The 24,478-nt window shown below is 74.1% G+C and carries 21 protein-coding genes; 9 read left to right on the forward strand and 12 right to left on the reverse strand.

The annotated features are described in order from the left end of the window. Positions 1-177 precede the first annotated feature (177 nt). On the forward strand, positions 178-2,109 hold the full coding sequence (locus tag ACFY0D_RS04395) for a glycoside hydrolase family 5 protein (protein ID WP_390796886.1): 1,932 nt from the start codon (positions 178-180) through the stop codon (positions 2,107-2,109). On the opposite strand, the gene ACFY0D_RS04400 is transcribed toward ACFY0D_RS04395, so the two are convergent. Then, the gene (locus ACFY0D_RS04400; RefSeq protein WP_390796887.1) at positions 2,033-3,559 is read right to left on the reverse strand and encodes an MFS transporter; all 1,527 of its coding nucleotides are present in this window, start codon (positions 3,557-3,559) and stop codon (positions 2,033-2,035) included. The genes ACFY0D_RS04395 and ACFY0D_RS04400 overlap by 77 nt on opposite strands. A gap of 77 nt (positions 3,560-3,636) precedes the next feature. Between ACFY0D_RS04400 and ACFY0D_RS04405 the strand changes: the two genes are divergently transcribed. Next, complete coding sequence (locus ACFY0D_RS04405) at positions 3,637-4,224, forward strand: helix-turn-helix domain-containing protein (protein WP_033213866.1); 588 nt, start codon at positions 3,637-3,639, stop codon at positions 4,222-4,224. Positions 4,225-4,409: 185 nt separating this feature from the next. Continuing rightward, on the forward strand, positions 4,410-7,142 hold the full coding sequence (locus ACFY0D_RS04410; protein WP_390796888.1) for a DNRLRE domain-containing protein: 2,733 nt from the start codon (positions 4,410-4,412) through the stop codon (positions 7,140-7,142). Positions 7,143-7,207: 65 nt separating this feature from the next. Here ACFY0D_RS04410 and ACFY0D_RS04415 read toward each other — a convergent pair whose 3' ends face one another. From ACFY0D_RS04415 to ACFY0D_RS04445, 7 genes are all read right to left on the reverse strand, one after another. Continuing rightward, positions 7,208-9,724: an acyl-CoA reductase gene (locus ACFY0D_RS04415; protein ID WP_390796889.1), complete on the reverse strand. Its 2,517-nt coding sequence runs from the start codon at positions 9,722-9,724 to the stop codon at positions 7,208-7,210. Then, entirely contained in the window at positions 9,721-10,878 is a 1,158-nt protein-coding gene (locus ACFY0D_RS04420) for an acyl-protein synthase (protein ID WP_390796992.1), read from the reverse strand. Before ACFY0D_RS04420 ends, ACFY0D_RS04415 begins: the two co-directional genes overlap by 4 nt. A gap of 5 nt (positions 10,879-10,883) precedes the next feature. Continuing rightward, positions 10,884-12,026, reverse strand: a complete 1,143-nt coding sequence (locus ACFY0D_RS04425; protein ID WP_390796890.1) for a GNAT family N-acetyltransferase — start codon at positions 12,024-12,026, stop codon at positions 10,884-10,886. Beyond that, on the reverse strand, positions 12,023-13,363 hold the full coding sequence (locus ACFY0D_RS04430; protein WP_390796891.1) for an MFS transporter: 1,341 nt from the start codon (positions 13,361-13,363) through the stop codon (positions 12,023-12,025). Before ACFY0D_RS04430 ends, ACFY0D_RS04425 begins: the two co-directional genes overlap by 4 nt. After that, positions 13,360-14,643 carry a phenylacetate--CoA ligase family protein gene (locus tag ACFY0D_RS04435; protein WP_390796892.1) on the reverse strand — a complete coding sequence of 428 codons (1,284 nt, stop codon included), beginning with the start codon at positions 14,641-14,643 and terminating at the stop codon, positions 13,360-13,362. Before ACFY0D_RS04435 ends, ACFY0D_RS04430 begins: the two co-directional genes overlap by 4 nt. 248 nt (positions 14,644-14,891) lie before the next feature. Continuing rightward, complete coding sequence (locus tag ACFY0D_RS04440; RefSeq protein WP_390796893.1) at positions 14,892-15,296, reverse strand: hypothetical protein; 405 nt, start codon at positions 15,294-15,296, stop codon at positions 14,892-14,894. A gap of 58 nt (positions 15,297-15,354) precedes the next feature. Continuing rightward, complete coding sequence (locus ACFY0D_RS04445; protein WP_390796894.1) at positions 15,355-15,780, reverse strand: DUF3224 domain-containing protein; 426 nt, start codon at positions 15,778-15,780, stop codon at positions 15,355-15,357. Positions 15,781-15,881: 101 nt separating this feature from the next. Here ACFY0D_RS04445 and ACFY0D_RS04450 point away from each other — a divergent pair, with 101 nt between their 5' ends. Together ACFY0D_RS04450 and ACFY0D_RS04455 are read left to right on the forward strand one after the other, a co-directional pair. Continuing rightward, positions 15,882-16,862 carry a helix-turn-helix transcriptional regulator gene (locus ACFY0D_RS04450; protein ID WP_390796895.1) on the forward strand — a complete coding sequence of 327 codons (981 nt, stop codon included), beginning with the start codon at positions 15,882-15,884 and terminating at the stop codon, positions 16,860-16,862. A gap of 80 nt (positions 16,863-16,942) precedes the next feature. Next, positions 16,943-17,413 (forward strand): GNAT family N-acetyltransferase, encoded by a 471-nt coding sequence (locus tag ACFY0D_RS04455; protein WP_390796896.1) that lies wholly within the window; start codon positions 16,943-16,945, stop codon positions 17,411-17,413. Positions 17,414-17,441: 28 nt separating this feature from the next. Here ACFY0D_RS04455 and ACFY0D_RS04460 read toward each other — a convergent pair whose 3' ends face one another. Then, positions 17,442-17,909 (reverse strand): hypothetical protein, encoded by a 468-nt coding sequence (locus ACFY0D_RS04460; RefSeq protein ID WP_390796897.1) that lies wholly within the window; start codon positions 17,907-17,909, stop codon positions 17,442-17,444. A gap of 97 nt (positions 17,910-18,006) precedes the next feature. On the opposite strand from ACFY0D_RS04460, the gene ACFY0D_RS04465 reads away from it, so the two are divergent. After that, the gene (locus ACFY0D_RS04465; protein WP_390796898.1) at positions 18,007-18,303 is read left to right on the forward strand and encodes a hypothetical protein; all 297 of its coding nucleotides are present in this window, start codon (positions 18,007-18,009) and stop codon (positions 18,301-18,303) included. Between the two features lie 34 nt (positions 18,304-18,337). On the opposite strand, the gene ACFY0D_RS04470 is transcribed toward ACFY0D_RS04465, so the two are convergent. After that, positions 18,338-19,180 carry a MerR family transcriptional regulator gene (locus ACFY0D_RS04470; protein ID WP_390796993.1) on the reverse strand — a complete coding sequence of 281 codons (843 nt, stop codon included), beginning with the start codon at positions 19,178-19,180 and terminating at the stop codon, positions 18,338-18,340. A gap of 68 nt (positions 19,181-19,248) precedes the next feature. Then, entirely contained in the window at positions 19,249-19,710 is a 462-nt protein-coding gene (locus tag ACFY0D_RS04475; RefSeq protein WP_390796899.1) for a hypothetical protein, read from the reverse strand. 190 nt (positions 19,711-19,900) lie between these two features. Between ACFY0D_RS04475 and ACFY0D_RS04480 the strand changes: the two genes are divergently transcribed. Further along, positions 19,901-21,190, forward strand: a complete 1,290-nt coding sequence (locus ACFY0D_RS04480; protein WP_390796900.1) for an MFS transporter — start codon at positions 19,901-19,903, stop codon at positions 21,188-21,190. A gap of 383 nt (positions 21,191-21,573) precedes the next feature. Continuing rightward, positions 21,574-22,344, forward strand: coding sequence for a peptidoglycan-binding protein (locus ACFY0D_RS04485; RefSeq protein ID WP_390796901.1), 771 nt, complete (start codon positions 21,574-21,576; stop codon positions 22,342-22,344). A 19-nt stretch (positions 22,345-22,363) separates the two neighbouring features. Here ACFY0D_RS04485 and ACFY0D_RS04490 read toward each other — a convergent pair whose 3' ends face one another. After that, positions 22,364-23,107, reverse strand: coding sequence for an SDR family NAD(P)-dependent oxidoreductase (locus ACFY0D_RS04490; protein WP_390796902.1), 744 nt, complete (start codon positions 23,105-23,107; stop codon positions 22,364-22,366). Between the two features lie 208 nt (positions 23,108-23,315). Here ACFY0D_RS04490 and ACFY0D_RS04495 point away from each other — a divergent pair, with 208 nt between their 5' ends. Further along, positions 23,316-24,392 (forward strand): RNA ligase (ATP), encoded by a 1,077-nt coding sequence (locus tag ACFY0D_RS04495; protein ID WP_390796903.1) that lies wholly within the window; start codon positions 23,316-23,318, stop codon positions 24,390-24,392. The last annotated feature ends 86 nt before the right edge of the window (positions 24,393-24,478 follow it).

A 24,478-nucleotide genomic window follows, 5' to 3' on the forward strand; every position in this document is an offset into this window, starting at 1 on the left:
GACCGGGCGTCGACCGGCTGAATCCGGCGGGCGCGCCGTCCGGGGCCGGCCACGGGTCACCCACGGGCCCGGCCCCGCCGGAAAGCGTCCCGCAGGCACCTTCCCCCGGAAGCGACCCGCCGGTAACCTGCCCGCGGCAGCCGCCCGCCGGGACGGCCGATTTCCGGCAGGAGCGAGATGAAGAGCCTGTTACGCGCGGTCCTGTGCGCGCTCCTGCTGGTGGCCGGCGCCCTGTCGGCGCCGTCCGTGCAGCCCGCTCACGCCGCCGCCCCGCCGTCCGTGGCCGCCACGGGCACCGGCGAGGCCTGGACCCCGCCGCTGTCCACCCGCGGCCGGTACATCGTCGACGCGCAGGGCAACCGCTTCCGCCTGCGCTCCGGGAACTGGGACGGAGCCCAGGGATCCTGGAACGGCTCGGGCGACCGCGACGACCCCGCCACGCACCACAGCGGGCAGAACGCCCACGGCATCCCGATCGGCCTGGACCGGGTACCCCTGCCCACCCTGCTCGCCGACTTCCGGGCCGCGGGGCTCAACAGCATCCGGCTGCCCTTCTCCAACGAGATGCTGCGCGACTCAGCGCCCGTCCCGGACTCCGCCGTCGCCGCCAATCCGGCCCTGCGCGGCCGCACACCCCTCCAGGTCTACGACGCCGTGGTCGCGGCCCTCACCGACGCCGGCCTCGCCGTCATCCTCAACAACCACACCGTCACCACCCGTTGGTGCTGCGGCCTCGACGGCAACGAACGCTGGAACAGCGGCCGCTCCACCGCCCAGTGGGCCGACGACTGGGTCTTCCTCGCCCGCCGCTACCGCGACAACCCGCGCGTGGTCGGCGCCGATCTCTACAACGAGGTCCGCCGCGACGTCTTCGACGACCCCAACTGGGGCCTCGGCGACAACCACGACTGGCACGCGGCCGCCCAGGAGGCCGCCGACCGCATCCTCACCGAGGCCAACCCCCGGCTGCTGATCGTCGTCGAGGGCGTCAACTGGTTCGGCCTCCCCGTGGACGGCTTCCCGCACGGCCGCCCCACCCTCACCCCGGTACGCACGCTCTCCCACACCCTGGTCACCTCCAACAAGCTGGTCTACTCCGCCCACTTCTACGGCTACACCGGCCCCCGGCACAGCGGCGCGACCGGCATCGGCGAGACCAGCGACCTCCGCTACCAGGACATGACCGCCGCGGAGCTCGAACAGACCCTCTACGACCAGGCCTTCTTCGTGTCCGCGGAGACCGGCACGCACTTCACCGCCCCCGTGTGGATCAGCGAGTTCGGCATCGGGGCCGACGAGAGCGGAGCCGCCCCACGCGCCTGGTTCGACCGGCTCACCGGGTACCTGACGCGCTCCGACGCCGACTTCGCGTACTGGCCCCTCGTCGGCTGGAGCACCACGGCCCAGGGCACCCCGGGCGGCGACACCTGGGCGCTCCTGCGCTACGACACGGCCGGCCGCCGCTCCGGTGTCCTGGACGCGGGGGACTGGCGCACCGCCCGCTGGTCCCCGCTCACCACCACCCCCGGCCGCACCGGGCCGGTCCCCGCCACCCCCGCCTGGTACCAGCTGACCACGGACCACCGCGACCACAACGCCTCGCTGCGCACCCGGGCCGCCGGGGACTGGGACAGCGGGGCCCGCAAGGCGGTCTGCCCCGACGGCGCCGGCCTCACCGGCCTCGCCCACACCGGGGGCCGCGGCCTGTGCACCACCTCCGACCTGCGTGCCCCGACGGGCGGGCACACCGTGGTCCGCGACGAGAGGTACGTCCCGGCGGGCGGCGACTGGGCCACCGGGTACACCAAGTTCCAGTGCCCGGCCGGCCAGTTCCTGATCGGGTACAGCCTGCGCGGCGAGCGGGTCTCGGCGGCGCTGTGCGCCCCGGCACGTACGGCGCTTCCCGCAGGCGGCCGGACGGTGTGGTTCGACCGGGGCGACAACCGCCCGGCGGGCGGCCCCGGTGGCGACTTCGCCTACGGGAACCACAAGGGCCAGTGCCTGCCCACCGAGTACGCGGCGGGCATCGCCTTCACCACCCGCGCCGCCACCCGCCCCTCCCCGGCCGCGCTGCTGTGCCGTCCCCTGCCGGGTCCGGCCGCCGGCTGACACGCCCCACCGCGGCGACGGCGGCGAGCGCGACGAGGATCAGGGCCGTCGCGACCAGGAAGGTGAACCGCATCCCGGTGGCCACGGCCCCGGGGGGCGCCGAGGCGATGTCGGCCGACGCCGAGGCGTGCGTGAACACGGCGCCCATCACGGAGGCGCCGGTGACCAGGCCGAGGTTGCGCGAGAGGCCCAGCATGCCGGAGACGACGCCCCGCCGGTCCGGACCCACGTCCGCCATGACGGCGGTGTTGTTGGCCGTCTGGAACACCGCGTAGCCCGCGGTCACGACCGTGAGCGGGGCGACGTACCCGAGGACACCGAGCGAAGCCGGAGTGATGGACAGGGTGACGGCCCCGGCCGTCATCGCCGAGAGCCCGAGCAGGGTCATGCGCTGTGCGCCGAACCGGTCCGCGAGACGGCCGGCGGGCATCCCGGTCGCCGCGGCGACCAGCGGACCGACGGACAGGACGAGTCCGACCGGGGCCGCGCCGAGTCCGAGCGTCCGGGAGAGGTAGAACGGCCCGACCACCAGCGTCGCCATCATCACCGTCGACACGAGTGCGCTTGAGGCGAGGCCCGCACCGATCACCGGATCGCGGAAGAGCGCCCGTTGCACCAAGGGGGAGGCCGCCCTCGCCTCGGCGCGCACGAAGAGGGCGACCCCGCAGGCGGCGGCCAGCAGCAGCGACGTGTTGAGCGGGCCGAAACGGCCGCCACCGAGGGTCATCGCGAGCGCGTAGGCGGCGAGGGTCAGCGCGAGCAGCAGCGTCCCGAGGTGGTCGAAACGGGCCCGGTCGGGCCCGCTCTCCCGCCGGTCGGCGGGCAGATGGCGGTGGGCGAGCAGGAACGCCACGATCCCCAGCGGCACGTTGACGAGGAAGAGCGCCCGCCAGCCGAACCCGGCGAGCAGGGCCCCGCCCAGCGAGGGACCGAGAGCGGTGCCCACCGCGGACATGGCGCCCAGCAGCCCCATGGCGCTGCCCGTCCGCTCCTTCGGGACCGTCTCACCCACGAACGCCATGGTGAGGGCCGTCATCACGGCGGCTCCCAGGCCCTGCGCCGCCCGGGCGCCGACCAGCAGCCAGAGCGTGGGCGCGGCGGCGGACAGCACCGAGGCCGCGGTGAACAAGGAGATTCCCGCGAGGAGCAGCCGCCGGCGGCCGACGAGGTCGCCGAGGCGTCCGACGCCCACGACCAGGGTGGTGACGGCGAGGAGATAGGCGAGGACGATCCACTGGACCTCCTGGAACGACGCGGAGAACACGTGCGCCAGGGTCGGCAGGCCGACGTGGGCGATGCCGGTGCCGAGCGAGGACAGCAGCACGGAGAGGGAGAGACCGGCGAGTGCCCACCGGACCGCGGGCCGGTGCGCGCCGGTGGACGCCGTCCCGTCCTCGCCGCCGGTGCGGTGCTGTCGGTGTCCGGTCGCGGAATCACTGTGCGGGCTCATGCCGGGAGGGTGCGGGCGCCCGGCAGCGGACGGCAAACCTTGTTGCCGTTTCCGGGACGGCCGGGTGCAATGGCCGTATGGACGACAAGCCATCCCCCCACCAGGCGGTCCTCGACGAGGTCGCCCCCCGGCTCAGACGGCTGCGCGCCCGGCGCGGTCTCACCCTGGCCGCGCTCTCCGAGACGACCGGCATCTCGAAGAGCACCCTGTCCCGGCTGGAGTCCGGGCAGCGCCGCCCCAGCCTGGAACTGCTGCTGCCGCTGGCGGCCGCCTACCAGGTGCCCCTGGACGACCTGGTGGGCGCTCCCGAAGTGGGGGATCCCCGGGTGCGGCTGACCCCCCGCACCCTTCCGAACGGCGGCACGGCCGTCCCGCTGACCCGCGGCCCGGGTCCGCTCCAGGCGTACAAGATGCTCATTCCCGACCGGGGCGGCGAGCCGGAGCCGCGGACGCACGAGGGCTACGAGTGGCTGTACGTGCTGGAGGGCCGGCTGCGCCTCGTCCTCGCCGAGCACGACCTGGTCCTCGGCCCCGGCGAGGCCGCCGAGTTCGACACCCGGCTGCCCCACTGGTTCACCAGCGCGGACGGCCGGCCGGTGGAGATCCTCAGCCTCTTCGGGCGGCAGGGCGAGCGCATGCACGTCCGGGCGAAGCCCCGCGCGTGACGACGGGGGCAGATGTGCCGGGCCGGCGCTCTTTCGCATCCGATACGTCAAGTGGGATGAATCGAGCCGCGAATCGCTCTAGGGTGCGCCCGTAGGCACGGCTGTGGACTGCTGTTCGGTGGTTTTCGGCCATGACTCACGCGGCCGCACCTCACGGCCGTACCGCACACCGAACTGGGGGATTCATGCGCAGATCCCGAGGGCCGGCGGCCGCGCTCGCCCTGTCCCTGGCCGGCACCGCCCTGGGGGTGGGCCTCGGCCTCGCCCCGCAGGCGGCGGCGATCACCCCGCCCGTCGCGTTCACCGCCGACCCGCTGGCCACCTGGCAGCCCGACGGCGTCGTCTGGGCCCTCGCCGAGGCGGGCGGCCAGGTCTTCGTCGGCGGCACCTTCTCCACCGTGCGCCCGCCCGCCGGAGGCTCCGGAAGCGAGCGTTCGGCCGTGAACTTCGCCGTGCTCGACGCGGCGACCGGCGCCCCGACCTCCTGCGAGCTGTCCTTCACCGTCGGCTCGGGCAGCGCCACGGTCCGCGCGCTCGCCCTCTCGCCGGACAAGGCGACCCTGTACGCGGGCGGCTACTTCGGTGCCGTCAACGGCACCCCCGTCTCCAGCCTCGCCGCCGTCGACGTGGCGAGCTGCACCGTGAAACAAGGATTCCGCCCGGCCTTCGCGGCCACCGTCCGCGCCCTCGCCGTCACCGGCGACACCGTCTACGCGGGCGGCGACTTCCTCAGCGTCGCCGGCCAGCCGCGCGAGCGTTTCGCCGCCGTCGGCGCGGCCGACGGCGCCCTGAAGCCCTTCACCGCCGACGCCGACGAGCCCGGGCGCGCCGTCGAGGTCACCCCGGACGGCAACAACGTGGTCCTCGGCGGCGACTTCTTCACCGTCAACGGTACGAACACCCACGCACTGGCCGTCGTCGACGCCACGAGCGGCGCCCTCACCAGGTCGTACGCCGGATTCATCGAGACCAACTCCGTGGTCAAGGACATCGCGACCGACGCCACCGGCTTCTACACCGCCAACGAGGGCACGGGCGGCGGGGTCTTCGACGGCCGGATCGCCCTGAATCTCGGCGACTTCGGCCAGCGCTGGCGCGACACCTGCCTCGGCGCGACGCAGGCCGTGCTGCCCTACCAGAACGTGCTCTACAGCGCCTCGCACGCCCACGACTGCTCCAGCGTCGGCGAGTTCCCCGACGGCCAGCGCCACCACCTGCTCGCCCAGCCCACCAGCGGCACCGGCAAGCTCGGCTGGGCCCCCGACACCAACGACGGCATCGGCGAGGGCATCGGGCCGCGCGTGATGACGGTCGGCTCCAAGGGCGGCGTCCAGTACCTGTGGGTCGGCGGGGAGTTCACCACCGTCAACGGCGCGGCGCAGCAGAGCCTGACGCGCTTCGCCTCCACCGGGGACACCGGCGCACCCACCGTGCCCGTGGCGAGCGCGGTCAGCTTCAGACCCGGTGAGGTCCAGGTGCGCTGGCGCACCAGCCTCGACCTCGACGACAGCGCGCTGACCTACCGGATCTACCGCAACGGCGCGGCCACGCCGATCGCCACGGTCACCGCCGACTCGCTGTTCTTCAAGCGGCCGCAGGCCTCCTGGACCGACACCACCGCGGCGGCGGGCCAGTCGTACACCTACCGGGTGACGGCCGCCGACGCGGCCGGCAACACCAGCGCCCTGTCCGCGACGGCGAGCGTGACCGTCCCGACCACGGTGGAGGGCTACCCGAACCAGGTCCGCACCGACGGGGCCCAGCAGTACTGGCGCTACGACGAATCGGCCCTGCCCTTCGCCGCCGACTCCTCGGCCGGCGGCAACCGGAGCGGCACGCACCTGAACGCCCCCGCCCTGCGGCAGACGCCCGGCGCGGTGTCCGGCGCGAGCACGGCGATCGGCTTCAACGGCACGGACACCCAGGTGTACGGGGACACGCGGCAGACCGTGGGCAGCACCTACACCATCGAGACTTGGTTCCGGACGGACACCACCCGGGGCGGCAAGCTCATCGGCTTCGGGAACAACCAGACCCGCGGCAGCAGTCAGTACGACAAGCACATCTACATGACCAACAACGGCCGGCTCGTCTACGGCGTCTACACCGGAGCCACCCGCACCATCACCACCACGGGCTCCTACAACGACAACCAGTGGCACCACGTCGTCGCCACCCAGGGCCCCGGCGGGATGACCCTCTACGTGGACGGTGCCCAGAAGGGCACCCTCGCCGTCACCACCCACGAGAACTTCTCGGGCTACTGGCACGCCGGCGGCGACAGCCTCGGCGGCTGGCCCGACCGTCCGACGAGCGAGTACTGGGCGGGCCGGCTCGACGAGAGCGCCGTCTACCCCACGGTGCTCAGCGCCGCGCAGGTGCAGAACCACTACGCCCTCGCCACCGCCCCGGCCGACTCGGTGGTCCAGGTGACCGCCGCGGAGGACACCTACGCCAACGCGGGGGCGCCCGCCACCAACTACGGCACCTCGGGATCGCTCGCCGTCCGCGGCACCTCCTTCTACGCGAGCTACCTCCGCTTCGACCTGCCCGCCGCACCCGCCGGCACGGTGCTGAAGTCGGCCGCGCTCAGCGTGAAGACGAGCACGCAGAGCGGCGCCGGCACCACGGACACCGTCTCGGTGCTCCCGGTCACCGGCTCGTGGACCGAAGGCGGGACCACGTACAACAACCGCCCCGCGACGGGTGGTCCGGCGCTCGGCACCTTCGCCGGGATCCCGGACGGTTCGGCGGTGCACACCACCGGGCTGACCACCACGAGCGTCGCGGCGGCGCTCGGCGGCAGCTACGGCCTGGCGCTCACCAGCACCGGCACGGACGCCCTGTGGCTGTGGTCCTCCGAGGCACAGGCGAACGAAGGGACGCCGCAGCTGACGCTCACCTTCGGCGCGCCGTGACCTGACGGCCCGATGGACAAGGGGGCGCGGGACGGCCTGACGGCCGTCCCGCGCCCCCTCCCGTCTCAGCCGCGCGCGTCCACCACGGCGAGGAGCTTGCCGCTCGTCGGACTGCGGTCCAGCGACGCGCCGTCCACCGCCTCGACCGCGAGCTCCAGCAGCCGCTCCGCCACCGCCGAGCGCAGCTCCGGGTAGCCGGCCAGGAAGACCTCCCGCAGCCGCTCCGGATCCGTCGCCGCGGCCCGCTCCACCCGTACGGTCAGCAGCTCGCGCGCGTCGGCGGAGTCGAGCCGGATCTGCACCTCACCCCGGTGACCGCCCTGTTCCTCGGCCAGGTCCAGGAAGCGGCGGTGGCTGAGGAAGTACGTCGCCACCCGCATCACGTCGCCGGTGCGCCCCCGCAGCTCGAAGCGCGGCGCGTGCCGTCCGCACGGGCAGCGGCCCGGGACCTCCCGGCCGAGGTCCCCGATCACGTACCGGCCCAGGTGCTGGCCGCGCCGGGCGTGCGTGGTGAAGACCAGCCGGCCCGTCTCGCCCGGGACCACCGGGCGGTCCTCGGCCGGATCCAGGATCTCCATCGTGTGGAGGTCGGCGTGCAGGTGGTGGACCCCGCCGGAGCTCTCGGTGCACTGGTAGCCCAGCGGGCCGAGGTCGGTGCTGCCGTAGGTGATCGAGCGGACGGTCTCGATGCCGAAGGTGTCCTTCAGGGTGCGCTGCTGTTCCTCGGTGAAGTGCTCGCCGCCGTAGAACACCTTGCGCAGGCCTCCGTACGCGCGCAGCGCGTCCTCCTCGGCGTGCAGCAGCTGCCACAGGTAGGACGGCATGCCGAAGAGGGTGTCGGCCCCGTGGTCGATCAGCGCCTGCGCCGTCGCCCGGTGGTCGGGGCCCGCCGACAGAGGCAACTGCACGCCGCCGAGCCGTTCCAGCACGGAGAAGAAGCTGATGAAGCTGCCGTACATGGCACCGCAGTAGAACAGGTTGGCGGTCCGGTCCGAGGCCGGGTCGTAGCCGGCGGCCAGCAGGCCGCGGGCGGCGGCGTGCATCTGCGTGTCGTAGTCGTCGTAGCTGAAGACCGACAGCGCCGGTGCGCCGGTACTGCCGCCGCTGCGGAAGTACAGCTCGGCATCGGCCCGCGCCAGCCGGCGGGCCGGCTCCTGCACGTCCTCCTTGCCCAGCAGCGGTCCCGCGGGAAGCGGCAGCACCACGGGCCGGACCAGGTCGTCCAGGCAGGCGGTCGTGGCGAAGGCGGCCGGATCGGCCTGGACCGCGACGCGGCGGCTGTAGCGCTGCAGCGCGTAGACCCCGTCGTGGGGCTCACCCGCGTAGCTCTCCAGCATGGCGCCGACCGGCGTGACACGGGTGACGCCCGCGGCCAGGGCGGTGCGGGAGAGCTCGGCGATGTCCGTCGCGCTGCCCGCGAGGCCCGCCGTCTGCAGATAGCGGCGCATCGGCCGCAGGGTGGCGATCAGCCGCTTGCGGGGCAGCGGCTTGACCCACACGCTGCGGTGCAGCGGCGAGGCGGTCAGCGGGGACCGGGTGTCGGCCATGACCCGCCACGAGCCGTCGGGAGCGGCGAACACCCGGGTCAGGCCCAGGTGCTCCTCCAGCCGGGCCATCAGCTCGGTGGTGGTCAGCTCGGCCGCCTCCGCCGGGTCCGGCTCGCCCGCCGCAGCGCCCGCCGCGGCCGGCGGCCGGGCGGCGAGGACCGCGGCGAACCGCTCGGCGAAACCGAAGACCTCCTCCTCGTCCTCGGTGTCGAGGTAGACCACCTGCGGGCTGGAGCACGCTTCCTGCTCGTGCAGGCAGACGTCGTCCGCCAGGGCGTCGAGTGTGCGGGCGTCCGACCAGGCGTCGGCCGTCAGGTACGCGAAGGAGATCCGGTGCCCCCACTCCACCAGTCGGCAGCCGGCGGGCACATGGGCCGCCACCCCTTCGACGGCCGCTTCACCGCCCCATACGGCGACGGCGTCCGCGGGCGCGCACATCAGGCGCAGCCACTCCTGCCGGGAGGAGGGGAAACGCAGGACGACGATCCGCGCGGCCAGTGCGCCGCTGGGGTCCAGCGCCGCGAGCTCCGCCATCAGCTGCTGGGTCAGGAGGGTGTCGTCGCTGCTGGTCTTGAGCACGTTGACGTTCCCGGCGAGCAGCCCCTCGACGAGGCTCAGCGGCGCCACCGTCGCGGCATTGCCCGGCGCGATGTGGGCGACCAGGCCGACGGGCGCCCACGCCTCGTAGACCGTCTCGCGCGGATCCGCCCGGTTCAGCCGGCCGGGAGTCGCACTGCCGAGCTCCCGGCGCAGCTTGCGGGTCAGCTCCCGCCGGCCGAGGAGACCGCCCAGCTCGGCCAGGACGGCCGGGTCCTCACCCTCGGGCAGGTGCGCGGCGAGACGGGCCCGTACGGGATGGCCGGGGTCGCACAGTGCGGTGGCGAGGGCGTCGCACGCGGCCAGGACGGTCTCGGTCTCCAGGCCCTCCGACAGCGCGGCCTCGACGGCGGCCGGCAGCTCGGCGAGCCGGCGGCCGGCCTCCTCGTCGCCGATGAACTCGCCCTGCCAGTAGTGGTGGTGCACGCTCACGGTCACGCCATTCCCTTCATCAGTTCCGCTGCGGCCACCGCGCAGCTGCGGTTGCGGCTCACCCCGGCACGGCCGTGGACGGTGAACCAGGGGGTCTCCAGCTCGCACCCGCACGCGCTGCCGGGCTGGAGGGAGGCGAGGTCGCCCATGACCACGCTCTGCGCCGGCACCGAGGTGATGTACGGCGACACGAGGTGCAGGTAGCCCCGCTCCCCGTAGGGCAGGGGTTCGAGCGTGCGGGTGGAGCGGATCGTCACCCGCGACCAGACGGGAGCGTGCAGCCGGTGGTGGTCGCACTCGATGTACGGGATGCAGTGCTCGACCGACCCGAAGGTGTCCCGGATCCGCTCACCCGCGATGCCGAGCTGCTCGGTGACGCGGGAGTACAGCTCCTCCTTGCCGATGCGCCGGTCGGCGTGCCCCTTCCAGCCGCCGCCGAGGACGACCAGGGAGCCCTCGGGCAGGCGCAGCGGAGGCAGTCCCATGGCCCGCATCCGCTCCAGGGTGAAGAAGAGGAAGGCCGGGAAGCCGAGGATGCGGACCGGGGCGTCCTCCCGCTCGAAGCGGCGCAGTGCGGCGATGCAGCCGAAGGGGTCGAACTCGTGCTCGCCTCCGGTGTTGCGCAGCGCGTACGCGACGCTGCGCGCGGGCGCGAAATCGCACAGGTAGTTGTCGGTGAAGGCGGTCCCGAGGTTCAGCGAGGGGGCCGGTTCGTAGCTGTAGAGGAGGTAGTTGACCTCCTGGCCGGGGGTGATCCAGCCGTTGCGCTCGAAGATCCGGGCGACCATGCGCTGGGCGGAGCGGATGGTCCACCGGTCGAAGAACATCTGCGACTTCTGGCCGGTGGTGCCGGAGGAGGTCAGGTGCAGCTCGACGTCCTCGCGGGGGACGGAGAGCACCTCGTGCCGCTTGAAGAAGTTCGCGTGGACGAGCGGCGTACGGTACGGCTCGGCCGGGGGAGTGGCCTCGTACAGGGAGCGGAAGAACGCGGAGCGCTCGGTGTGCCAGGCGTTGGTCTCCGCCATGGCCGCGGCGAACAGTTCGTCCTGCGCGGGTCCGAAGGCGTACGGGTCGGTCAGGTCGCACAGCTCCTGTACGTGCGGCAGCAGGGCCGGGTCGGGTACGGAGACCGGCGCGAGATGGGGGTTCATGGGGTCCATGGGGCTCATGAGGAAACCTCGGATGATGTGGGCAGGTGTGTCGACGCCCAGGCCGACACGTAGCAGTCCAGGTACGGCTGGAGGGGCGGTTCGACGGCGACGCCGCGGAAGTCGATGCGTTCGCCCGAACGGGACAGGACGGCGTAGTCGTGGAAGCCGTCGCCGTCCGCGCGCATGGCCGGGTAGAGGGCCCCGGCGACGAACCCCTGGGCGAGGAAGGCGGAGAGGGCCTCGTGGTGCGCGAGCGGCACCAGGGCCTCGACGTAGCCGGCGCCCGCGCGGGCCAGGGCCCGGGTGACGGGTTCGAGGTGGGCCGCCGCGGCGGCCGGGTCGGGATGGGCCGTCAGCAGGGAGCCGTACCCGCCGGCACGGTTGAGGTAGGCGTAGACCTCGAACCGGCCGTCCTCGGGGGTGAGCAGCACGTTCGGGGTGTGCAGCGGGTAGAACCAGCCCTCGGCGCCCGGGAACCGCTCACGGAAGCGCCGGCGGACAAAGGCCGGCGCCTCGATCACCTCCAGCCGTTCGGCGGCCGCGGGCGGCGAGGGCGCCGGGAGCGGGCCGGCGGCCCTGACCCCGGGGTAGCCGATGCCGAGCGCGGCCTCGGCCGTGCGCAGCAACGGCAGCAGCGGGGCCGGTACTTCGGTGACGGGGATCCGGCGGTCGAGCACTCCGGCGGCGTGACGCGCGTAGAGTGCGAGGCTTTCGCGGCTGCTGAGATCCACCGCGTTGGGCAGGATGCCCAGCGGACGGAAGCCGTTGCGGGCGACGACGCGCTGGGGGCCGGCGCTGACGGTGCGTACGGTCGCGTACACCGAGTCCAGGCGGCCGGTGTCCAGCATCCCGGCGCACAGGGCCTCGGTGAGGGCGGCGGCCAGGCCCGCCGAGCGGTGCTCGGGGTGCACGGCGATGCCCTCCAGGCGGCCGGTGCGGCTGCCCGCCTCGCCGTGGATGGCGGCGGACGCGGTCAGGGCCCCGGTGTCGGCGCAGCGGGTGACGAGCCACAGGGAGTGCGGGTCCGCGATGAGCCGGGCCATCTCGGCCGGGTCGGTGCCGAGGGCCACGGGGTAGTGCGGACCGTAGACGGCGTAGTAGAGCTGGCGCAGTTCGGCGATGTCCGCGCGGACGGCCGGGGTGATCACGGGGCTCATCGCTCGCCTCCGGTCGGCGCGGGTTCCGCCACGGCCGGGTCGGGCGTACGGGACCCGAGCAGGGCCAGGGCGCAGGCCGCCGGGAGCAGACCGATGCCCTGTACGAGGCAGAGCGTCTGCGGGGAGAGGAAGTCACCGGCGGAGCCGAACACCAGGGAAGCCACCGGCAGGGAGGCCCCCAGGACGGCCTGCATCACGGCGAAGAAGCCGGGCTTGTCCGCCGTCGGCACCATCCGCTGGAACAGGGCGACGAAGCGCACGCTCACGGCCCCGGCGCACCAGCCGGCCACGGCCAGGCAGCCCGCGACGACCGGACGCTGTGCGAACAGCCCGGGCAGCGCCAGGGCGAGGGCCATCAGACCCAGGCACCAGGCGCCGGCGACCGTGGGCCGTCCCGGCACGCGGGTGCCGGTGAAGGCCCCGACGAGCGCACCGGTGCCGAGGGAGGCCTCCAGCAGGGCCACGGTGCCGCCCCCGCCGAAGAGGACCGAGCGGGTGTAGAGGGGGATGACGACGAACACGGCGGCGGTGAACAGGTTCGCCGCGGTGAAGCAGATCAGGATCCGTCGCACGGAGGGCAGTTCGGCCAGGATGCGGCGGAGCGGGCGCCGCCGGGGCGGGGCCGCCGCGCCGTCCGCGCCGTCTGCGGCGTCTGCGGCGGCGGTACGGAACCGGGCGCTCGCGACGAGCACGGCGGCGCCCAGGTAGGCGGCCGCGCAGCCGGCGGCCAGCCCGGACACGCCCGCCCGGTCGACGGTCAGGGCGCCGAGCAGCGCTCCCGCGAGGCCGGCCAGGGACTGGGTGGACAGCTCGAAGCCGGTGGCCGTCTCGATGTCGGCGTCGTCGACGAGTTCGGGGACCGAAGTGGTCAGACAGGGGTCGAAGAACGCCTGGCAGGTGGCCAGGGCGAGACCGGCGGCGTACACGGCGGTGAGCGGCAGGCCGCCGCCGTACGCCCACAGCGCGAGGGCGGCCGAGGCGGCCCCGGCCACGGCGGCGGCGGTCCGCAGCACCGAGCGGTGCGCGATGCGGGCGACGGCCCCGGCCACGACGGGCGCGAGCGCCACGGCGGGCAGCGTGCAGACCGCCATGAACAGCCCCGAGGCCAGGCCCCGGGCTTCGGGCACGGCGTAGGCGACGATCCACCAGGACACGCCGACCTGGAACATGCGCACGGCGGCCTGGGTGAGGACCTGCCCGAGCCATACCGCGGCGAAGGCACGGTTGCGCAGGATCAGCGGAGCGCGCCGGCGGCCGGCCCCGGTCCGCGGCTGCGTCTGCGTCTCGGTCTCCGACTCGGCCATGTCGGCCGTGTCGGCCATGGGTGCGGCGGTCACGCGGTCGGCCTCTCGTCGAGGACGCGGACGAGCTTGCCCGAGCGCGGGTTGACGGCCAGGTCGCGGTGGCGTGCCCACTCCACGGACAGCGGGTGCACGAACCCGGCACGCACACTGTCCGGATACAGCGGCCGTACGGTCTCCAGCTCCGTGACGACGGCTTCGGCCAGCGCCGCCCGCCCGCCCGCGACCTGGTCGCCGGCGTCGTCACCGGGGGCCGTCGCCAGCCGCAGGACGAGCCCGTCGCGGCCGTCCCAGCGGCGGACGACGAGCTGCATGCCGACCACGCGGCCCTCGGTGTCCGCCGCGGCCACGGCGTCCTGGGCGTCCTGGGTGTAGAGGGAGACGGGGCCCACGCGCACGCCCTCCTCGGCGCGCCCGAGGATCCTGAAGTGGCCGGGCCCGGTGCCGGTCCACTCGGCCCGGTCGCCGGCCGGGTAGCGGATGATCGGCATGAGGCGGCGGAAGAGGCTGGTGACGACGACCCGGCCGGGCCGCCCCGGTTCGGTGATGGGTTCACCGGTGGAGTCGTCGAGGATCTCGACGACCGCGTACGGGGTGAAGGCCCGGTGCACCCGGGCGTCGGGGCCGGGTACCGGGCGCCCGAGCAGGCCCGCGTCGACGCTGGCGTATCCGACGGAACGGACCTCGGCGCCGGGGAACGCGGCGGCCAGCAGCCGCCGTTGGTCGTCGAAGAGGGCCTCGCCGCCGAAGAGGAGCAACTCCACCGAACCGAGCGGGACGCCGGAGGAGAGGACCTGCTCGGCGAGCCGGCACAGGGTGGTGGTCGTGCCGGTCAGTACCTGGGCGGCGAGATCGCGCAGCGTCGGGATCGTCGATTCCAGCGGTGCGCCGCCGCCGATGGGCAGGCGGACGTTGTCCACGGGCGCGTGGGCGAGCGAGTCGAGGACGAAGAGGAAACTGGCGTACAGCTCCCCGGCGTAGAAGAGGTCGGCGACGCGGTGTCCCGGGCGCAGACCGGTGTCCACGAGCCCCTGGCCGAAGGCGGTGACGAACGTGCGCCACTCGTCCCGGGTGTAGACGGAGAACTTGGGGGACCCGGTGGTGCCGCCGGTCTTGTAGACCGTGGCCTCACTGAGCGGGCCGGTCAGCACGAGGCTGTCGTGCAGGGCGTTGGCCGCCCAGAACTCCTCCTGATCGACCACTGGCAGGTCGGTGAGGCGGTCGACGTGTGGTGGCAGGGATGCGTAGAGGTCCCGGTAGTAGGGCGAGTTGTTGCGGGCGAAACGTATGAGGTCCGAGAGCTGCTGGGCGGACATGAGCCTTTGCCTGGATGACGGGAACGGGAACGGGAATCGCGGCGGGGCGCGGCGAGAGACGGAACTCGCCTGCGGAGTCGGGCCGGTGTGAACGGGGGACCCCCCGGCGCCCCCGTCTCCCTCTGACGCACGCCGAAAGCTGACGTGCGGTCATGATGATGAAACATCAGTCCCGTCATCGCCAAATTGGCCGCATATTTACGGACAGTGGGACAAAGTTCAACAGTTTTTCCGTTACGGCAACCCGTTCAGTTGCCCGCGGCGGGAACCTCCTCGTTGCGGCGGAGGTGGCCGGACAGTACGTCGAGCAGCGCGGCGGTGGGCGGCCGCGCCCCCCAGCGCTCCCACCGCGAGGAACGCAGTTCGCCGCGCAGCCCCTTCAGCCCGGCGAGCAGCGCCCGGCGCTGTGCGGGTTCCTGGTAGCGCGCCGAGGCCACGTCCGCGACGGCGAGCAGGGCCCGCGCGGGCGCCTGAGGGGCACTCAGGAACCCGGTGAAGAACTGGGGGTGGGCATCGGCCCCGGCCGGGGTCAGCCCGCCCGCCGTCTCCAGGTCGAGGGCCTGACCCGCCCCGGAGGCGGTCAGCGAGGAGGGGCGTGCGTAGGTGAAGGCATGTGCGGTCCGCGTCAGGTCCGAGACGCTGGAGGGACCCACTGACAACGCCGGTGCCACCGGCCGGGGGGCCGGTGACACCCGGGTACGCCCGGGTCCCTCAGCGGGACCGGATCTCCCCCAAGTCGTAGGTGAAGGTGTACGCGACGGAGGTGTCGCCGTGGTGGTAGGTGAAGCCTCCGGAGCCCGTCAGTCCCGCGAGGTCTCCGGTGCCGGAGCCGGGGACCACCTCGAACCGGCAGACCGTGCCGCCGGCATCGAAGCTGCCGCGCTCCTCCAGCACGAAACTGCCCTTGCGGCCGTCGAGGCTGCCGGACACCAACTCCATCCCGCTGTAGGAGCCGAGGTTCTCCCCCGTGTAGGCGATCGTGTAATCGCAGGCGGTCTCGGCAGCCGCGATCCCGCCGGTGAAGGCGTTGTTGACATGGGCGTGGGCGAGCCGCGGGACGGCGTCCACCGCGCCGACGGGGCTCTCCTCCCAGTTGGCGAAGGTGAAGCGGCCACCGGTCTCTACGGGCGTGGGCATGACGGTCCTCTCGGCCCGCCGGACGGTCTCTCCGCCCGGCGTGCCCCCAGGCTGGCAGCCGTACCTGACACCTTCTGTCAGGTACGGGGGACAATGACGCCATGCGTGCCGACCGGCTTCTCTCCCTGCTCCTGCTGCTGCAGAACCGCGGCCGGATGACCGCCCCCGCCCTCGCGGCAGAGCTGGAGGTGTCGGTGCGCACGATCCACCGCGACATCGACGCGCTCGGCGCCTCGGGCGTCCCCGTCCTCGCCGACCGCGGCCCCGCCGGTGGCTACCGGCTGGCCGACGGCTACCGCACACGCCTCACAGGCCTCACCGACACCCAGGCCGGCTCCCTCTTCCTGGCCGGCGCCCCGGGACCCGCGCAGGAGCTCGGCCTCGGCGCCGATCTGGCCGCCGCGCAGCTCAAACTCCAGGCCGCGCTGCCGACCGCACTGGCCGTACGGGCCCGCCGGATCCAGGACCGCTTCCACCTCGACGCGCCCGCCTGGTTCCGGGAGGCCGACCCCGTCCCGCACCTCGCGCAGATCGCCCAGGCCGTCTGGGACCAGCACGTGCTGCGCACCCACTACCGCCGCTGGCGCGGCGAGGTACGGCGCGAGCTGCATCCGCTCGGCCTCGTCCTCAAGAGCGGCATCTGGTACCTCGTCGCCGATGTTGCCGATGTCGCCGATGCCGACGGAGCCGTGCGGACCTACCGGGTCTCCCGGTTCCTGACGGTGGACACCGCGCCGGAGCGCTTCGAACGGCCCGCCGGATTCCAACTCGCCTCGTACTGGCAGGAGTCCACCAGCCGCCTGGACTCCGTACTCCACCAGCAGACCGCCGACATTCGGCTGTCCCCGCGCGGACAGCGGCTGCTGCCCATGCAGTTCGGGGCGGCGGGCACCAGGGCGCTCGCCGATGCCGGCCCGGCCGACGCGGACGGCTGGGTCCGGCTGCGCATCGCCGTCGAGTCCCAGGCCGTTGCCGTCGGCGACCTGCTGCGCCTGGGCACGGAGGCCGAGGTGCTCGGCCCGCCCGAACTGCGCCGCGCCCTCGCCGAGACGGTGGCCGCGCTGGCCGGACGCTACTCCTGACGCGGGACCGGGCCCGCCCGCCCCGCGCACCTCGTAGGGTGGGCCGTCAAGATCGGGCACCGGGGAGAGGGAGAGCGCACATGGAAGTCGAGCTGCGCGAGACGATCGACGACGACCTGGCCGTCTTCTGGGAGCAGCTGACGCACCCGGGCCTCCAGCAGATGGCGGCGATCACCAGGAAGTACCACTACGACCGGGGCCACTTCGACACGCACTGGGCGAAGGTGCGCAACGACCCCGCCGTGATCCTGCGCACCGTGCTGGCCGACCGGGTCGTGGCCGGTCACGCCGCCGTGTTCGGGCCGCCCGAGGAGCGCGAGGTGACGTACGTGATCGGCCCCGAGCACTGGGGACGGGGCATCGCCACCCGGGCGCTGACCGAACTGATCCGGCTGGAGGACACCCGCCCCCTGCATGCCGGGGCGGTGGCCGACAACGCGGGCTCGATCCGGGTGCTGGAGAAGTGCGGGTTCACCGTCACCGGCCGCACCCGCGACTTCGCCGAGGCCCGCGGCCACGAGGTGGACGTCGTCCTGCTCACCCTCGGCTGAGCGGGCGCCCGCCCGGCCCGCCGGACCCTCAGGGCGCTCCCGGCCCGCCCGGGGGCTCCACCTCCAGGAAGCGGCGCCGGCGAGGCCCCCGGTACAGCAGGCACACCCAGCCCAGCCGTTCCAGCACGGCCACGCAGGCCGTCAGCCGCTCCTGCTCCTCACCGGCCGCGCCGCCGCCCGCCGGGCCCAGCCAGGTGACCTCCGCCCGCCCGGGCTCCGCTCCGGCCGCCACGCGGTAGCCCGTCCGCGTACGCCGCCCCTGCGCGTCCAGCGCCGACGGCACGATCCCCGCCGCCTCCAGTACGAGGGCCACCGCGCGCGGCAGCTGCCGTACCTCCCACGGCGCGGGAACCGCCGTGCCCGCCGGGCCGTTCACCAGACGGCGGATCTGCAGCAGCCCCTCGTACGCGGTGCGCAGCTCCGCCTGACGCCCGCCGGGGTCGGCTGCCGGGCCGTCGCCGGTCGCGGGCTCGAAACCCTGCCCGGGTACCGCCATCACCCACCACCCGTCCCGAGCGTCTGAGTACCTCACACCCAACGGCCTGAGTATCCACCCCGATTCCCCGACGGCGCGCCGCTGGTCGAATGGGGACATGACTTCAGACGCCCCGAGCGGCCGGGCCGCCCGCCCGCGCATGCAGCACGTGACCACCGCCGGCTCGGCCCTGGCCGTGGCCCTGGTCCCGCTCGTGGTCGGCGTCCTGTTCGCCAAGGCGATGGCCGCCGACCCGATGACCCCGGTCAACGCCCTGATCGCGGGCGGCGGCCAGCGGGCCGCGCTGCCCCGGGGCGAGTGGAAGCGGCGCGGCCACACCACGGTGCGCAGGCTGCGCACGGTCCGGCGGGACACCGCCCTGCGGTGCGCCCGCGCCTGCGGACGCCGCCCCTGAGGACCCACGGCTCCCCAGGGGTGTGGTGGGGGTGTCAGGACGTGGCGGCCAGGGGCTCCTGGAGTTCGGTGACCCACTGGTCCGGGTCCTCCGGGCAGGCCAGGGTCAGCTCACGCCCGTACCCGGCCGAGCGGTGCCCGTGCGCGTCGATCCACCGCGCCAGGGCCTGCGCCGTCGGCAGCACGCCGTCCATCGAGCCGCGGTGCACCACGGTCGCGGCCCGCTCCACCGCCGGCAGCGTGACGATCCGTACCTCACCCCCGAGGTCCTCGGCGCGGACCGAAGCCGCCACCGGCAGTCCGGCGTGGACGAGGACCGCCGCCGCGGAGCCCGTGCCGGGCACGTGCTCGTAGTAGGCGGTACCGGGGCCGGTCGGGACGACCCCGGCCTCCTCGATCCGGCGGCACAGCTCGTCGTAGAGCGGCCCGATGACCGGGCCGATGTCCTGCGGTTCGTAACTCCCGGCCGTGCCGGTCAGCTCGGCGAGCCGGACGGGCGGAAGGCTCTTCACGACGATGTCGTCGGCAGGCATGGTTCCCTCGTTCTCGATGGTCCGGAGCCTCGCCTCGACCTGGACCAGCCGGGCCGCCGCGGCGGCCATGGCGGTCTCCAGCTCGGCCTGCCGCAGCCGCAGCATGCCACGCAGCTCCTCCGGACCCACCCGCTCGCCGAGGATCGTCCCCACCTGGTCGAGGGAGAAGCCGAGTTCCTTGAGCGCGATGATCCGGTTGAGGCGGGCGAGCTGCCCGGCCTCGTAGAAGCGGTAGCCGGTGAAGGGGTCGACACGTGCCGGGCGCAGCAGTCCGAGGGCGTCGTAGTGACGCAGCATGCGGACCGACACCCGCCCGTGCTTGGCGAAGTCTCCGATGGTGAACATGACGCTCTCCACTACAAGGTCTGACACAGGGGGAGGGTCAAGCGTCGCACCGGAGACGGACGTGCCGGTCAGCGGCCGTACTGCCGCAGGCACAGGTCGACGACGGACGGCGGTACCGCGCCCGCGTCCTCCGCGGCCGCGCACAGCTGGTCCAGGCGGGGCGGCGGGGCCGGTCGCCGCCGCGGATGGGCCGTCGCCGGCCCGGGCACCCGCTTGCGCCGGGGCGGCGGCGCCTGCGCGGCCCGCCCGCGTGAGGGCTGCGGCTCCGGAGCCGCCTTCGGGGCCGGGCTCGCAGCCGCGTCCGCGTCCGCGTCCGCGTGCGGGTCCTGGGCCGCGTCCGGAGCGGATGCGGCGGCCCCGGGCAGGGCACCCAGCGGCAGGGCCAGGGGCGGCGGGATCCCGGGCGCCTCGGCCGGCGGTACGGATCCCCGTACGGGAGCCGGAGCCGGATCCCGCGGTCCGACGGAGACACAGCCGGTGCTGGCGAGGAGCACGACGAGGGAGAGGGGCACGGCCCGGCGTAACTGCATCCGACCACCTTGCCGTACGTCCCGGCCGGCCGGGTTCCCCTCTCACGCGTGCGGGTGACACCGGCCCGGCGGGAATGGCCGGGGCGTGTGGGAAATTGGAACGGCAGTACGGGTGAAGGGGGAGGCGCGACCCCCGGCTCCCCGTGCCGCCGTGTCCTGCCCGCCGATCGTCCGTACGGAGTACCGATCCATGACCTCAGCTGCCGCGCCCGGCAACGATCCCGCGCCGCCCCCCGTGTCCGGCCCGCCCAGGGGGCCAGAGTCCATAGCCGGGCCGGGAGCCGGACCCGCACCGGGAACCGGACCCGCACCGGGGAGCGGTGCCGCTCCGTGGAAGGGCTGGGCGGCCGTCTGCGCCGTCTCGCTCGGCATCTTCTGCCTGATCACCTCCGAGCTGCTGCCGGTCGGGCTGCTCACCCCCGTCGGGGCCGCCCTCGGCGTGTCCGACGGGACCGCCGGCCTGATGGTCACCGCGCCCGGGCTGGTCGCCGGATTCTGCGCGCCGCTGGTCACCGTCGGCGCCGGCCGGCTCGACCGGCGGCTCGTGTTGTGCGTGCTCATCGGCCTGATGGCCGCCGCCAACCTCGCCGCCGCCCTCGCCCCGGACTTCGCCGTCGTACTGGCGGCCCGTCTGCTCGTCGGCGTCAGCGTCGGCGGATTCTGGGCCATCGCCGGCGGACTCGCCGTACGCCTCGTCCCCGGGCACCAGGTCGGCCGGGCCACCGCGCTCGTCTTCGGCGGTGTCCCCACCGCCTCCGTGCTCGGCGTTCCCGCCGGCACCCTGCTCGGTGAACTCGGCGGCTGGCGCACCGCCTTCGCGGCGGTCGGCGCCCTCGGCCTCGTCACGCTGACCGCCCTGCTCGTGCTGCTGCCCCCGCTGCCGGCGACCCGGCACATCACCTTTCCCGAACTCCCCGCCCTGCTCCGGGAGAACCGCGCCGTGCGGGCCGGGGTCATCGTCACCTTCCTCGTGGTGACCGGGCAGTTCGCCGCCTACACGTTCGTACGGCCGATCCTGCAGGAGGTCTCCGGCGTCGACCCCGGGTACATCAGCACCCTGCTGCTCGGCTACGGCGTCGCCGGCGTCGCGGGGAACTTCCTGGCCGGGGCTCGCGACGCGTACCGGACCCTGCTCGTGGTCAGCTCCTCCCTCACCGTCATCCTCGCGCTGATCGCGGTCCTGCCGGGACCGGCCGTCGGCACCGCACTGCTGCTGGCCTGGGGACTCGCGTACGGCGGGGTCTCGGTGAGCGTGCAGGGCTGGATGATCAAGGCGGCCCCGGAAGCGCCCGAGTCCGCGTCCTCGCTGATGGTGGCCATGTTCAACTTCGCCATAGCGGCGGGCGCGCTGTGCGGCGGTCTCGCGGTCGACGGCATCTCCGCACCCGCCGCCCCGCTCGGCGGGGCCGCCCTGATGCTCGCGGCCGCCGCCACGGTGTGGGTCACGGCGATCCGCCGCACCTCCCGCACCCTCGGCTGATGGCGGGGCGCGGCGGGAGCGGCTCTGCCCGACAGATCGGATGGACGGGGGCGGATCGGACACCCGGCTTGACCCGGCCCCCGCCGGAGGGCAAGAGTGCGCCGATCAAGAATCACAGCTTGAGCCGCACTTCGGAGATACGCCAGATGCCCATATCCGTTCGCCCGTCGATCGACCCGGCCGAAATCGGCGGCTCTGCTGCACACCGCGCACACCGCGCATACGGCGCACTCGGCACATTCAGTGCACTCGGCACGCCCGGCGCTCCCGCTGCCGCCGGCGCGGCCCCGGCTCCCGCCGCCCGGCGGCACGGAGCCTGACGGACCGGGTGGGGGCCGGCACCGCACCGCCGCGCCGGCCCCCGTCCCCGCCGGGAGACCACCATGCGCCAGGACCCTGATGAGAGCGGGATCGTCCCCGACGACCACCTGCTCGTACGCCCGTACGTCGCCCCCTCGGGCCCACCGCCCCGGTCGACCGCGCCCGCCTGGCCGCAGACCGGCCCCCTCGCTTTCCCCGGCCCGGCGCACGTCCAGGAACCCGGCGTTCCCGCGACCGTTCCCGCCACCGTTCCCGCTCCGGTATCCGCTCCCGTCCCGGCTGCCGCCCGGGGCGCCGTCCGTGGTCACCGCAGCCGGCTTCCGTTCGCCGTCCTGACCCTGCTGGCGCTCGCCGCGGCAGGCGCCCTGGTGCTCCTGCTGGGCGACCCCGACCCGCAGCCGCCCCGGGCCGGGGCGCCCGCCGAGCTGTCCGTACCGATGCTCCCCGGGCGCAGCCCGGGGTCCGTCGCCGAGGCCGACGCCCCCGGGCCGACGCCGTCCGCACCGTCTCCCTCCGCCTCTGCCTCGGCCTCGCCCTCTCCCTCCCGGGAGCCGGGCGCGTCCCCGAGCCAGGGCCCGAAACCGCCGCCCTCGCCCAGCGCTTCGGTCCCGAGCCCGCCGAGCTCGTCCGCAACGCTGCGGATGGGCGACAGCGGCCCCGAGGTGCGCGCCCTGCAGGAGCTGCTCCGCGGGCAGGGGTTCACGTACGTCTCCGTCACCGGGGTCTACGACAACCAGACCAAGCGCGGCGTCGGCCAGCTGCAGCGCGACCGCTCCCTCAAGGGTGACCCGCCGGGCGTCTACGGCCCGGCCACCCAGGCGGCGATGCGCTGACCGCCGCGGACCACGCGGATCAGCGGCCGCCGGAGACCCGCAGCACGGTGCCCGTCGTGTACGAGGCGTCCGCGGAGAGCAGCCAGGCGATCGCCCCGGCGATCTCGTCGGGCCGGCCGGGCCTGCCGAGCGGGATCCCGGCCGCGGCCTTCGCCGGACGGTCGGGATCGCCCATCGCCGCGTGCATGTCGGTCTCGATGATGCCCGGCGCCACGGCGTTGACCCGGATCCCGTCCGGGCCCAGCTCCTTGGCGAGCCCCACGGTGAGCGCGTCGACGGCAGCCTTGGTCGCCGCGTAGTGCACGTACTCCCCGGGGCTGCCGAGGGTGGCGGCCGTGGAGGAGACGTTCACGATCGCCCCGCCGTCGGCCTCCGCCATGTCGCGGGCGGCCCGGCGGCAGCACAGCAGGTACCCGAGGAGGTTCACCTCCACGACCCGCCGCAGGTCCTCGGTGCGGGCATCGGCGAGCCGCCCCAGCGGGCCGGTCACCCCGGCGTTGTTCACCAGCCCCGTCACCCTGCCGAGTTCGGCGCCGGCGATGTCGAAGAGCCGCTCGACGGCGCACTCCTGGGAGATGTCACCGCGCACGGTCACACAGCGGGCCCCGGCGGCCCGTACCCGCTCGGCGACGGCCTCGGCCGCCGCCGCGTCGCGGGTGTAACCGAGCACCAGATCGTGCCCGCCGGAGGCCAGCCGCAGACAGGTTGCCGCGCCGATGCCCCTGCTGCCGCCGGTGACGACGGTGACCGGACGAGCTGACATGGGTGCCTCCTGCGGGACATGGAACACGGAACGTGAAACGCGGAACGAACGGGGGAGCGAAGGGCGCCGGGGCGCACGGGCGGGGCGGGCAGGCTAACACCGTGATATTCGCTGGACCAGCGGAAATGGCGGGAAGCAGAGTGTTCGTCACCGACGCGCCGCACCACCGGGCGTCGTCCGTGTCCCTGACCACTGTTGGAGCCGTCCCATGTCGACCCTGCGCGTCACCGCCGAAGAACTGACCGTCCATGAGCACCCGAACGCGGATGCGCTGGAACTGGCCCAGGTGGGCCTCTACCGCGCCGTCATCGCCAAGGGCGCCTACCGCACGGGCGAGTTCGCGGTCTACATCCCCGAACAGGCCGTGCTTCCGGCGGATCTGATCGAAGAGCTCGGCCTCACCGGACGGCTCGCCGGCGGCTCTGCCGACCGGGTCAAGGCGGTCCGGCTCCGCGGCGAACTCTCGCAAGGGCTGGTGTGCAGGCCGCGCGCGCTCGCCGGCGTGGACCTGGCCCGGGCGGCCGAGGAGGGGACGGACTTCACGGAACTGCTCGGCATCACCAAATGGGCCCCGCCCATACCCACGACCATGAGCGGTGACGTCGAAGCCGCCGCCGACCTGATGCCGTGGGTCGACATCGAGAACCTCCAGCGCTACCCGCACATCTTCGAACCCGGCGAGCCGGTCGTCCTCACCGAGAAACTCCACGGCACCGCCTGCCTGTTCACGTACGTGGTCGAGGGCGAGCGGTCCTTCGTCTCCTCCAAGGGGTTCGGCTCGAAGGGGCTGGCGCTCAAGGAGGACGAGCGCAACCTCTACTGGCGGGCCGTACACGGGCACGACGTGGCGGCCGTCGCGGCGGCCCTGGCCGACCGCCTCGGCGCGACAAGGGTCGGGATCTTCGGCGAGGTGTACGGCAAGGGCGTCCAGGACCTCTCGTACGGGACCGACGTCCGCACCGCCGACACGCCACCCGGATACGCCGTCTTCGACGTCTCCGCCGAGATCGACGGGCAGACGCGCTGGCTGGACCCGGCCGCCGTACTGACGGACGGTGAGCTTCCGCTGGTACCGCGGCTGTACGAGGGCCCGTACGACCTCGACAAGGTGCTGGAGCTGGCGACCGGCCGCGAGACCGTCTCGGGGAAGGCCGCGCACCTGCGCGAGGGCGTCGTCATCCGGCCGTCGGCGGAACGGTACAGCCCGGTCGTGGGCGGCCGCGCCATCGCCAAGGCGGTCAGCCCGGCGTACCTGACCCGCAAGGGCGGCACCGAGTACGAGTGAGCCCCCTCGCGCCCTGCCGCGCCGCGCCGCGCCCGCCCCGCTTCGTGGGGCGGGCGCTTCGTGCATGGTGGGATGGGCCGGGGGCG

This window comes from Streptomyces sp. NPDC001502, assembly GCF_042894785.1.
Lineage (GTDB): Bacteria > Actinomycetota > Actinomycetes > Streptomycetales > Streptomycetaceae > Streptomyces > Streptomyces kutzneri.

What these genes read in the sequence shown, in the direction of transcription:
- ACFY0D_RS04395 (WP_390796886.1), top strand. Translation starts at nt 178, where the DNA reads ATGAAGAGCCTGTTACGCGCGGTCCTGTGCGCGCTCCTGCTGGTGGCC.
- ACFY0D_RS04400 (WP_390796887.1), bottom strand. Translation starts at nt 3,559, where the DNA reads ATGAGCCCGCACAGTGATTCCGCGACCGGACACCGACAGCACCGCACC.
- ACFY0D_RS04405 (WP_033213866.1), top strand. Translation starts at nt 3,637, where the DNA reads ATGGACGACAAGCCATCCCCCCACCAGGCGGTCCTCGACGAGGTCGCC.
- ACFY0D_RS04410 (WP_390796888.1), top strand. Translation starts at nt 4,410, where the DNA reads ATGCGCAGATCCCGAGGGCCGGCGGCCGCGCTCGCCCTGTCCCTGGCC.
- ACFY0D_RS04420 (WP_390796992.1), bottom strand. Translation starts at nt 10,878, where the DNA reads ATGGACCCCATGAACCCCCATCTCGCGCCGGTCTCCGTACCCGACCCG.
- ACFY0D_RS04425 (WP_390796890.1), bottom strand. Translation starts at nt 12,026, where the DNA reads ATGAGCCCCGTGATCACCCCGGCCGTCCGCGCGGACATCGCCGAACTG.
- ACFY0D_RS04435 (WP_390796892.1), bottom strand. Translation starts at nt 14,643, where the DNA reads ATGTCCGCCCAGCAGCTCTCGGACCTCATACGTTTCGCCCGCAACAAC.
- ACFY0D_RS04445 (WP_390796894.1), bottom strand. Translation starts at nt 15,780, where the DNA reads ATGCCCACGCCCGTAGAGACCGGTGGCCGCTTCACCTTCGCCAACTGG.
- ACFY0D_RS04450 (WP_390796895.1), top strand. Translation starts at nt 15,882, where the DNA reads ATGCGTGCCGACCGGCTTCTCTCCCTGCTCCTGCTGCTGCAGAACCGC.
- ACFY0D_RS04455 (WP_390796896.1), top strand. Translation starts at nt 16,943, where the DNA reads ATGGAAGTCGAGCTGCGCGAGACGATCGACGACGACCTGGCCGTCTTC.
- ACFY0D_RS04460 (WP_390796897.1), bottom strand. Translation starts at nt 17,909, where the DNA reads ATGGCGGTACCCGGGCAGGGTTTCGAGCCCGCGACCGGCGACGGCCCG.
- ACFY0D_RS04465 (WP_390796898.1), top strand. Translation starts at nt 18,007, where the DNA reads ATGACTTCAGACGCCCCGAGCGGCCGGGCCGCCCGCCCGCGCATGCAG.
- ACFY0D_RS04470 (WP_390796993.1), bottom strand. Translation starts at nt 19,180, where the DNA reads ATGTTCACCATCGGAGACTTCGCCAAGCACGGGCGGGTGTCGGTCCGC.
- ACFY0D_RS04475 (WP_390796899.1), bottom strand. Translation starts at nt 19,710, where the DNA reads ATGCAGTTACGCCGGGCCGTGCCCCTCTCCCTCGTCGTGCTCCTCGCC.
- ACFY0D_RS04480 (WP_390796900.1), top strand. Translation starts at nt 19,901, where the DNA reads ATGACCTCAGCTGCCGCGCCCGGCAACGATCCCGCGCCGCCCCCCGTG.
- ACFY0D_RS04485 (WP_390796901.1), top strand. Translation starts at nt 21,574, where the DNA reads ATGCGCCAGGACCCTGATGAGAGCGGGATCGTCCCCGACGACCACCTG.
- ACFY0D_RS04490 (WP_390796902.1), bottom strand. Translation starts at nt 23,107, where the DNA reads ATGTCAGCTCGTCCGGTCACCGTCGTCACCGGCGGCAGCAGGGGCATC.
- ACFY0D_RS04495 (WP_390796903.1), top strand. Translation starts at nt 23,316, where the DNA reads ATGTCGACCCTGCGCGTCACCGCCGAAGAACTGACCGTCCATGAGCAC.